Source organism: Phaeovulum sp. (assembly GCF_041596715.1).
In the GTDB taxonomy this organism is placed as follows: Bacteria; Pseudomonadota; Alphaproteobacteria; order Rhodobacterales; family Rhodobacteraceae; genus UBA6213.
This window is the reverse complement of the sequence record NZ_JBFHIA010000117.1, coordinates 1-9,151: the sequence shown is the minus strand read 5'-3', so window position 1 is coordinate 9,151 and position 9,151 is coordinate 1. Positions and strand designations below refer to the sequence as shown.

General features: G+C 63.1%; 11 protein-coding genes. 7 read left to right on the top strand and 4 right to left on the bottom strand.

The window, feature by feature from the left end; genetic code table 11:
• The 3 genes from ABY403_RS09450 to ABY403_RS09440 form a co-directional block, all read left to right on the top strand.
• A partial coding sequence (locus tag ABY403_RS09450) for a glycosyltransferase family 29 protein (protein WP_372840540.1) occupies positions 1–554 on the top strand: 554 nt, incomplete at its 5' end.
• Positions 555–624: 70 nt separating this feature from the next.
• A complete protein-coding gene (locus ABY403_RS09445; protein WP_372840539.1) occupies positions 625–1,647 on the top strand; it encodes an aspartate-semialdehyde dehydrogenase in 1,023 nt (340 codons plus the stop codon).
• 195 nt (positions 1,648–1,842) lie between these two features.
• Positions 1,843–3,486 carry a DUF4139 domain-containing protein gene (locus ABY403_RS09440; protein ID WP_372840538.1) on the top strand — a complete coding sequence of 548 codons (1,644 nt, stop codon included), beginning with the start codon at positions 1,843–1,845 and terminating at the stop codon, positions 3,484–3,486.
• A 192-nt stretch (positions 3,487–3,678) separates the two neighbouring features.
• Here the strand turns inward: ABY403_RS09440 and ABY403_RS09435 are convergent, their stop codons facing one another.
• On the bottom strand, positions 3,679–4,113 hold the full coding sequence (locus ABY403_RS09435; RefSeq protein WP_372840537.1) for a CopG family transcriptional regulator: 435 nt from the start codon (positions 4,111–4,113) through the stop codon (positions 3,679–3,681).
• A 47-nt stretch (positions 4,114–4,160) separates the two neighbouring features.
• Positions 4,161–4,814 (bottom strand): carbonic anhydrase, encoded by a 654-nt coding sequence (locus ABY403_RS09430; protein WP_372840536.1) that lies wholly within the window; start codon positions 4,812–4,814, stop codon positions 4,161–4,163.
• 144 nt (positions 4,815–4,958) lie between these two features.
• Between ABY403_RS09430 and ABY403_RS09425 the strand changes: the two genes are divergently transcribed.
• From ABY403_RS09425 to ABY403_RS09415, 3 genes are all read left to right on the top strand, one after another.
• Positions 4,959–5,339 (top strand): hypothetical protein, encoded by a 381-nt coding sequence (locus tag ABY403_RS09425; RefSeq protein ID WP_372840535.1) that lies wholly within the window; start codon positions 4,959–4,961, stop codon positions 5,337–5,339.
• Positions 5,340–5,407: 68 nt separating this feature from the next.
• The gene (locus tag ABY403_RS09420; RefSeq protein ID WP_372840533.1) at positions 5,408–6,793 is read left to right on the top strand and encodes a M17 family metallopeptidase; all 1,386 of its coding nucleotides are present in this window, start codon (positions 5,408–5,410) and stop codon (positions 6,791–6,793) included.
• The gene (locus ABY403_RS09415; protein WP_372840532.1) at positions 6,790–7,617 is read left to right on the top strand and encodes an NlpC/P60 family protein; all 828 of its coding nucleotides are present in this window, start codon (positions 6,790–6,792) and stop codon (positions 7,615–7,617) included. Before ABY403_RS09420 ends, ABY403_RS09415 begins: the two co-directional genes overlap by 4 nt.
• Here the strand turns inward: ABY403_RS09415 and ABY403_RS09410 are convergent.
• A complete protein-coding gene (locus ABY403_RS09410; protein WP_372840531.1) occupies positions 7,614–7,958 on the bottom strand; it encodes a DUF2794 domain-containing protein in 345 nt (114 codons plus the stop codon). The genes ABY403_RS09415 and ABY403_RS09410 overlap by 4 nt on opposite strands.
• A 240-nt stretch (positions 7,959–8,198) precedes the next feature.
• Positions 8,199–8,582, bottom strand: coding sequence for a hypothetical protein (locus tag ABY403_RS09405; protein WP_372840530.1), 384 nt, complete (start codon positions 8,580–8,582; stop codon positions 8,199–8,201).
• Positions 8,583–8,655: 73 nt separating this feature from the next.
• Between ABY403_RS09405 and ABY403_RS09400 the strand changes: the two genes are divergently transcribed.
• Positions 8,656–9,151 (top strand): alcohol dehydrogenase catalytic domain-containing protein (locus ABY403_RS09400; RefSeq protein WP_372840529.1); only part of this gene is annotated, 496 nt, incomplete at its 3' end.

The following is a 9,151-nucleotide window of genomic DNA, read 5'->3' as shown; positions in this document are numbered from 1 at the left end:
CAGAAACGCAAGATCGACTGATGGAAGAGTTGCAAAGCAAGCACGTTGCACTTGTTGGCAATGCCCGCGCACTTGCCAACACATCGCACGGGGCAGCAATCGAAGCGGCTGAACTGGTGGTGCGAATCAACAGCGCGCCGATTGTTTCAAGCATCTCTCACGGAACCCGAACCGATTGGCTGGGTGTTTCGGTTCCACCCGATCAAGCAACACTTGCAGCGCGTGCGCCAAGACATGTTCTTTGGATGACCCGAAAGCGCAAGCGCCTGCCATACGCATTGGCACATCGCCCCGGCTTTTACCTGCACCCCAAGGCAGACAGCGCCCGCCTGCGCGCCCTGCTCGGCGCCCCTCCCACTACCGGGCTGATGCTGATTGACCTTCTGTCCCGCGCGCCGCTTGCCAGCCTTACGCTTTACGGCTTCGACTTTTTCGCGTCGCTTTCGCTCTCTGGCCGACGCAACGCGCAGCAGGTGCCGCATGACTTCGGGGCCGAGGCGTCCTTTGTGGCAGACCTGATCGCGAGGGATTCGCGCATCACCCGCGTGGAATAACGCAAAAGTCCCTTTCCGCGCGCCCGCCTTTCCGCTAACGCAACGACGTTCTTTCTTCAGGAGATGCCTCATGGGCTACAAGGTCGTTGTCGCCGGTGCCACGGGGAACGTGGGCCGTGAAATGCTGAACATCCTCGCCGAGCGCGAGTTTCCGGTGGACGAGATCGTCGCGCTGGCCAGCCGCAAGTCGCTGGGAACCGAAGTCAGCTTTGGCGACAAGACTCTCAAGACTAAGGATCTTGATGCTTTCGATTTCACCGGATGGGACATCGCGCTGTTCGCCGTGGGTTCGGAAGCGACCAAGATCTACGCGCCCAAGGCCGCAGCCTCGGGCTGCGTGGTCATCGATAACTCGTCGCTTTACCGCTACGATCCGAAGGTTCCGCTGATCGTGCCCGAGGTGAATGCCGACGCGATTTACGAATACAAGAACAAGAACATCATCGCCAACCCCAACTGCTCGACCGCGCAGATGGTAGTGGCGCTGAAGCCGCTGCACGATCGCGCGCGAATCAAGCGCGTGGTGGTGTCTACCTATCAGTCGGTTTCCGGCGCGGGCAAAGCGGGCATCGACGAGCTTTGGGACCAGACCAAGGGCATGTATGTGCCCGGCCAAGAGGTTGCGCCGAAAAAGTTTACCAAGCAGATCGCGTTCAACGTGATCCCGCATATCGACGTGTTTCTTGATGACGGCTCGACCAAGGAAGAATGGAAGATGGTCGCCGAAACCAAGAAAATCCTCGACAAATCGATCAAGGTCACCGCGACCTGCGTGCGCGTGCCGGTATTTGTCGGCCACTCGGAAGCGATCAATATCGAGTTTGAAGAGTTCCTCGACTGGCAAGAGGCGCAGGGCATTCTGCGCGAATCCCCCGGCGTGCTGGTCATCGACAAGCGCGAACCGGGTGGCTACATCACCCCGGTCGAATGTGTGGGCGATTATGCAACCTATATCAGCCGCATCCGCCAAGACAGCACGGTAGAAAACGGCCTGAACATCTGGTGCGTCTCTGACAACCTGCGCAAGGGTGCCGCGCTGAACGCGGTGCAGATTGCCGAAGTGCTGGGCAACCGCTGCCTGAAAAAGGGCTGAACCCGGTCCGAACCTAGCAATTACAAATGCGATGTCCCGCCCTTTGTGGCGGGACATTTCGTTTCTGCCTCGGCAGATATTCGCCGCAGCATGACCGCGAAAATCTGGCGCGGGGCGCGAGGGGGCTTGTGAAATTGCGCGGGCAAGCGGAAACTTTGCCTGCATTTTATCCGCATTATCCCACAGGAGAGCATCATGCGCCGCCTGAATCTGTTTCCCCTTGCCCTGATCCTCGGCACTACCGCCCCCACCGCGCTTCTGGCCGACACGCTTACCGTCGCATCAAAAGTGGCGCAGGTGACGCTTTACCCCTGGGGCGCAAGCGTTGTGCGCGTGGTTGAGGTAACAGCCCCGGCCGGTGTGCATGAACTGATCGTGCCTGATCTGCCCTATTATACCAACGCAGGCAGCCTGCGCGTTTCCGGGCAGGGCGTGACGGTGGGCGCGGTGAATCTGCAATATGACCGCCTTCCCGTGGCCGATACCACCCCCGACCCTGCGATTGCCGCTGCAAAGGCCGAGGTCGCGCGGCTCGAAGAAGTGGTTGCCGACCATAGCGCCGCCATCGCCTCGATCCGGCTTGAGGTAGAGGCCGCAAACCAACAGGTCGCATTCCTGAGCGGCCTCACCCAAGGCGATAGCGCCAGTGCGGAAGAACTTCGCACCCTGTCACGAATGGTTGCAGAAGAGGTGCTTGCCGCCTCGCGGGCCGCCTTCGCCGCCGAGGCAGAGGCCAAGGCCGCCGAGACCAATGCCAAGCCAGATATCGAAGCGCTCGAAAAGGCGCGCCAAGCACTGGCGGCGCTGATCAACCCCGAGGTTGAAGACCAAGCCGCTCTGATCGCCGCGGTCGAAGTGGGTGCCGATGGCAAAGGCACGGTCGAGATTACCACCTTCACCAACGACGCAAGCTGGCAACCGGTCTACGACCTGCGCCTGACCCGCGTCGGTGCCGCGAAACCGTCGCTTTCGCTGGAACGCGGCGTGCTGGTTTCGCAGTACTCGGGCGAGGATTGGCGCGGGGTCGATCTGCTGCTGTCAACCGCGCGGCCCTCAGACCAATCCGAGCCATCCACGGTTTATCCGTGGCTGCGCCGCATCGGCCCGGAAGAGCCGGAAATGCGCGTGGGAGCGGTAGCCGAGTTTGAAAGCAAATCAATGTTCGACACCTTTCTTGGCGCGGCGGCACCGATGGTGGTCGAAACCGCCGCGATGGAGATGATGGGGGCAACTGTCACCTATCACTACGGCGCGCCCGTCGATATTCGCGACGGGGTCGAGTCGCTGCGTCTCAAACTTGACACCTTGACCCTTGCCCCCGAGGTGCTGGCCGAGGCCGTGCCGTCGATGGATAAAACCGCTTTCCTCGTTTCCAAGGCCGTCAACGATAGCGGTCAGGTGCTGCTGCCGGGCGAGGCGACGCTGTTTGTCGATGGCGCGATGGTCGGGTTGGCAAATCTGCCGCTGACCGCCGCCGGGGCCGACCTTCGCATGGGCTTTGGGCCGATCGACGGGCTGGTGCTGACCCGCACCGTCCCCGCAAAAATTGAAGGCGACCGTGGCGTCATCTCTAAATCCAACCAGCAGAACGAAACGGCGGTGCTGACGGTCGAAAACCTGACCAATGAAACATGGGCGCTGCGCGTGCTCGACCGTGTGCCCTATTCGGAGCAGGAAGACCTTGTCATCACCTACAAGGCCACCCCTACCGCGACCGCCACCGATGTAGATGGCAAACGCGGTGTGCTGGCATGGCAATCGACATTGGCACCGGGCAAAAGCCAGACGATCCAAATCGAAACCACGCTAAGCTGGCCAACAGACCAAGTCTTGCGCTAGCCCGGGCGCGCAAGGCGAAATACAAGGCAGGGGCGGGTGCTGCGCATCCGCCCCTGTCATGACGAACCTCTGAAAGCCGTCGCAGCGCAAAGGCAAGCAAGCCTCGCCTGCGCCGACCATCCGCAACAATTTGTTGCGCTACTTCAAGGGTAACCGCCGCGCCACGCCACGCCGCCCGGCAATGCGTGCCGTTCAGGCGACCTTGCCCTTGGGCCGCAACGGCAACGCGCGTTCGCGCATCGGCACCGCCCCGGGGAAAGCTGCGCGAAAGCGGATGCATAGCGCCGGCAAGCTGGAACCCAAGGTATCGATTGGCACCAACGCCCGGTCTGCGGGCCAAGAGTTGAGCGTCAGCGCACCTTCATCCGAAAGGCGCAGCACAAAGCCCGCTTTGCGCAGCCGCGCTTGCAGGTCAAGCCAGCCGCGCGCTTCCGCCAGCGCCGTATGCACCTGCGCAAAGCTGCCGCTCATTGCGCGCAGCGACACCGGGTCCGCGCCAGCCACTGCCGCCTCAAGCAGCGCGCGCACGATCTCAGCGGGGCTGCGCCCCTGCACCCGCGCTGCGCGCTCTAGCGCGTCGATCACGGTATCGGGCAAACGAAGTGATACAAGGCGGTGCTGTGTCATGGGCAAAGCCTCTCAGCCCGCCCTTAAACCGCAGTTAACGTCGCCCCTTACACCACCACGAAACCACTGGTCGCGGGATCGTATTGCAGCAACTGCCCTTCGCCGATGTCGGTCCAAAGCCCGTGCAATGTCATCCGGTCGCCCTCTAGCGCCTCCCGAACGAAGGGAAAGGTCATCAGATTCTCAAGGCTGATGACAACCGATTCGCGTTCTAGCGCGGTGATCCGCTCTGCTTCATCCGGCATATCGGCCACCCGGTCGAAACCGGGGCGCAGAATACCCAACCATTTGCCCACGAATGAGGTTTCGCGTTCCAGCTCGGGCGCTTTCCCGGTGCACATCGCGTGGCATCCCTGCACGCCGCCGCAATGCGAATGGCCAAGCACGATCAGATGCGCAACCTTGAGCGTGTTGACCGCGTATTCCACCGCAGCCGAAGTGCCGTGGTAATCGCCATCGGGGTTATAGGGCGGCACGAGGTTCGCGATATTGCGGTGAATGAAGAACTCACCTTGGTCGGCCCCGAAAATCGAGGTGACATGCACGCGGCTGTCGCAGCACGAAATCACCATCGCACGCGGGCGCTGCCCTTCTTCGGCAAGGCGACGATACCAGATGTGATTTTCGGCGAATGTGGTGGCGCGCCACCCTTGAAAACGTTGCACCAGATAGGAAGGCAGCAGTCGCACATGGGTCTGCATTGGCGGTCTCCTTCTTGCTGAACGATCCTTAGTCTGGCTGACGCTGCAATTCGAGCGGATTTTCTGCCGCCCCTCAACCTTTTATTGACCTTTGGGGACTCAAGGTCGCACTGGGCATGGGGGCCTTTATCGGAGGGATGCAGGGTGGCGGACATATCCGTTTTGCACCATCAGGAAGGCGTCAGGCTCGACCCAGACAGGGTAACAACCCTTTATTCCGAACTTGGCGGCGTCAAAGCCGAAGCCGTCTTGTGCCACTCGATCGAAGAATTGGCCGTGCTGCTTGCCACGTTGCAACGGTCTGCGCAGGCGAACAACCGCGGCGCGATTGTCGAAACTGCGGGCGCGCTTGGGCGGCTGGCCGCAGAGATAGGCATGATCACGCTGGCGCGGGTGGCAGGCGATGTTGCTCATACGGCACTGGCGGCAGACACCGCCGCCTTGGCCGCGACGCAAGCACGACTGGTGCGCATTGGCGACCGTTCGCTGACCGCGGTCTGGGATCTGCAAGACATGAGCCTTTAGGCGCAATGCCCCTTGCAGGCCATGCCAAGCGCAGTAGGTTGACGGCGTCACGCAACAGGAATGCCCAAATGTCGCTACGCTTTGCAGACCCTGCCAGCCCGTCGCTGCCCCTTACCCTCGTGCCCGAATCCGCGTTGGCCGAAGCGCTGGCCCGCTTGCCCGCACCCGCCCGCGCTTGGGCCGGTGCGCAGGGCTTCACCGCAGCCCTAGGCCAGTGCTGTGTGCTGCCAGACGAAGGTGGTGCCCCTGCGGGTGCGCTGTTTGGCTTGGGTAACCCGGCGCAACGCGCGCGCGGGCGTTTTCACCTTGCCAAAGCCGTCGATCTGTTGCCGGAAGGGGCTTGGCACCTTGAAGGCGCGCTCAGCCCCGCCGAGACCGATGAGGCAGCGTTAGCATTTCTGCTCGCGGCCTACCGCTTCGGGCGCTACAAGGCCGCCGCTTCGCCAAAAGCCTTGCTGAAATGCCCCGCAGGCGTCAATGCCGCCCGGATCGAGGCGATTGCCGCAGGCGAGGCGCTGACCCGCGATCTGATCAACACCCCCGCCTCTGACATGGGGCCAGATGAACTGGAGGCGGCCTTTACCGCGCTGGCCGCGCGCCACGGTGCCAGCACCCGCGTGGTGGCGGGCGAGGCGCTGCTGGCCGAGGGTTTCCCGATGATACACGCAGTGGGCCGCGCCAGCCCGCGCGCGCCGCGCCTGCTCGATCTGCGCTGGGGCGATGCTGGGCCGCGCTTGACGCTGGTCGGCAAAGGCGTGTGCTTTGATACCGGCGGGCTAGACCTGAAACCCGCTGCCAGCATGGGGCTTATGAAAAAAGACATGGGCGGTGCGGCAACCGTGATGGGGCTGGCCGAAATGATCATGGCGCTGGGCCTGCCGCTACGCCTGCGTGTGCTAGTGCCCGCCGTTGAAAACGCCGTTTCCGGCAATGCCTTCCGCCCACAGGACATTCTGATCAGCCGCAAGGGCCTGACGGTCGAGGTCAACAACACCGATGCCGAGGGGCGGTTGGTGCTGGCCGATGCCTTGGCGCTGGCCGACGAGGAAGCGCCCGATCTGCTGCTCTGCATGGCCACGCTGACGGGTGCTGCAAGGGTGGCGCTGGGGCCAGACGTGCCGCCCTTCTACACCGATGATGACGCGCTTGCCGCAGCCCTTGCCGCGGCGTCGGCACGGGTGGCCGACCCGCTTTGGCGGATGCCCTTCTGGGCACCCTACGAAAGCCTGATCGAGCCCGGCATCGCCGACCTCGACAACGCACCCTCTGGCGGCATGGCAGGGTCTGTGACCGCCGCACTGTTCCTGCGCCGCTTCGTCACTGCAACACCCCGTTTCGCGCATTTTGATATCTACGGCTGGCAACCCACCGCCGCCCCCGCCCGCCCTAAAGGCGCCGTGGGCCAAGGTGCGCGCGCCATTCTGGCCGCACTGCCCGAGGTGCTTGGGATATGAAAACCGATCGTCGCACATACCCCTATTCGGGCCGCGTGGCCCATGTGTCGCTGCGCGGGCAGATCGAGGCGGAAAGCTTCAGCGAAGGCAGCCCCGCCCGCCTTGGTGTGCCGCTGGCCGACCTTTGCGCAGCACCTTTCGGGCGGCGCGAGCGGCAGTTGCTGCTGGGTGCCGCGCTGAATGTGCTCGACCGCCGCGATGGCGCGGCTTTCGTGGTTGCGGCACGCGATGGATTTTGCGGTTGGGTGGCAGAATCCGCCTTGGCCGCGCCACAAGAAGCAACGCACTGGGTTTCGGCCCCGGCAACCCACCTTTACCCCGAGCCACAAGTGAAAACCCGCGAAACGGCAGCACTCAGCATCGGCGCGCGGGTCCGCGTGGTGGGCGAGCAGGGCAAGTTCCTGCAAACCGCCGACGGTGCCTTCATCCCCCGAATGCACCTGCGCGCGCTCAACGATTGGGCGACCGACCCGGTGGCGGTGGCCGAAAGCCTGCTGGGCACGCCTTACCTCTGGGGCGGCAATTCGCACGCGGGCATCGATTGTTCGGGGCTTGTGCAAGCATCACTAAACGCCTGCGGCATCGCCTGCCCCGCCGATAGCGACCAGCAATGCGATGCACTTGGCACCGTTTTGCCCGAAACGGCCGCACCAAAGCGTGGCGATCTTTTCTTCTGGCCCGGCCATGTCGCCATGGCGGCTTCGGATAGCGAGATCATTCATGCCAACGGAGCCAGCATGAGCGTCGCCTATGAGGGGATTGAGGCCGCCCTTGCGCGCATCGCCGCGTCAGACGCGCCGCTTCAGTGCCGAAAGCGGCTCTAGTCAACCGCGCGGATCAGCTTTCGTTCGAGCACACGCAGAACCTGCGGCAGGTCGTGGCCGCGCCGCAGCACCTGCCCCTCGGCACCGATCACCGCATACTGGCCCTGCCGCGCCCGCAGAAGCGGGCGCTTTTCGATGCGGTAAAGCGGGTTTTCGCTGGCACGACGAAACACCGAAAACACCGCCACATCCGGCAAAAAGGCCATCGCATAGTCACGCCACTCGCCCGCCGCGACCATGCGGCCGTATAGCTGCAAGATCGGCCCCAGCTCTGTGCGATGGAAAGCCACGCGCTCGACGTTGCGCGCGGCTTGCAGACTTATCGGAGGATGCACCGTCATGGTTCTATGCTGACACATCCCTGCCACCGCGATCAAGCGCCGCGAAAATGCCGCAAAAAGACCCGCAAAGCTTCACGCAGACAGCGCGAAACCGCCCCGATCGCAGGCGAAAAAGGTATCAGCGGAAATCGCTAAGCCCTGGCGGTGTTAGAAAAGCCCCCACCCAGTATGCGCCGCTAGGGCGACTTCCGCTTGCAAGGCCCCGCCGGAAACGGCGGGGTTTTTTGCGCATCAATCGGCTCAACCGCAGTCGATGTTGTAAATGTTACCCGCCGCGTCCAGCCGAAATACGATCCGCCCCGCGACATATTCCTGCGGCTCGATCCCGCGCCAAGGCACGATCCGATACGGCTGGGTCAGCGCCAAGGTGTCGATCAGCGCGCCGGGCTTGCCGAGGTAGGGCACATAGTCGATCGCGCGGCAAAGGTCGGGTTCGCGCGATTCAAGCCCCGGCGCGGCGATTGTCGGCGCGGCGATGGGCGATGCAGCCGAGTCCGGCGCCTGTGTGCCGGCCAGCGGGGTCACCGTTACCGGCTCTCCGCTCAAGACCGGTGTGGGAACCTGAGGTGCCTCGACACAGGCAGTCAGCGCCAGCACCATTGCAAAAGCTAACATTCTCGCCATTCGATCCACCCCGATGTTGCACGCCCGGCGGCTTTCGCTCAGGCTTGGTCAAATATAGAGGGAGGAGCCGCCAATGAGAACCCGTGCCGCAGTAGCACTTGCACCCGGAAAGCCGCTGCAAGTGATCGAGGTAGAGCTTGAAGGCCCGCGCGCGGGCGAGGTTCTGGTGGAAATCAAGGCGACCGGCATTTGCCATACCGACGAGTTCACGCTCTCGGGTGCAGACCCGGAGGGGCTATTTCCGGTGATTCTCGGGCATGAGGGCGCGGGCGTGGTGGTCGAATGCGGGCCGGGCGTCACCAGCCTGAAGCCGGGCGATCATGTGATACCCCTCTACACCCCTGAATGCCGCGAGTGCCCCTCGTGCCTGTCGCGCAAGACCAACCTTTGCACCGCAATCCGCGCGACGCAAGGAAAGGGGCTGATGCCGGATGGAACGACCCGGTTCTCAATGCTCGATGGCACGCCGATCTTGCATTACATGGGCTGCTCGACCTTCGCCAACCACACGGTGATGCCGGAAATCGCGCTGGCCAAGATTCGGGACGACGCGCCGTTCGACAAGGCTT